The organism is Vibrio sp. 704 (assembly GCF_033339295.1).
Map to the genome: position 1 here is coordinate 1 of NZ_JAWOUH010000572.1, position 638 is coordinate 638.

The 638-nt window shown below is 48.7% G+C and carries 1 protein-coding gene; it reads right to left on the reverse strand.

All coding sequences use genetic code 11. The annotated features are described in order from the left end of the window. Window positions 1-638 (reverse strand): glutamate synthase central domain-containing protein (locus tag R7R24_RS27820; RefSeq protein WP_318120304.1); only part of this gene is annotated, 638 nt, incomplete at both ends.

Sequence of the window (638 nt, forward strand, 5' to 3'; positions counted from 1 at the left end):
TCAGGGTTGTAGGCATGGTACTCACCGCCATGTACGTATTTGAGTAATCCACCATGTTCAATCGATTTACGTTTTGCCCACGCCTTGCGGGACAAGTTGGTTAAATCTTGTTGGAAATCATCAAAGTTTGCGCCTTCGATGCGAGTGGTTACGCCTTTAAAGCACAAGTCGACCACTTCCCGGCTCAACCCAACAGCTTCGAACAATTGTGAGCAACGGTAAGAGGCGATGGTCGAAATACCCATCTTCGACATGATTTTGTACAAGCCTTTGTTGATGCCATACTGATAGTTCTGCATAACATCGCGGTAGTCTTTATCTAGGGCACCATCGTCAATCAACTTGCCTAGCGCTTCATAAGCTAGATACGGATAAACCGCCGTAGCGCCAAAGCCTAGCAATACGGCAAATTGATGAGGGTCACGTGCGGTTGCGGTTTCCGCGACGATGTTGGCATCACAACGAAGGTTGGCTGTAACTAAGCGAGTTTGCACGGCGCCGACAGCCATGGCGGCTGGAATTGGCAATTTGCCTTTGACTAACGCGCGGTCGGAAAGAACCACTAAAACGGTACCTTCTCGCACCACTTGTTCAGCTTGATCACATAAGTCATCGATCGCTTGCTTGAGATCTTTCTC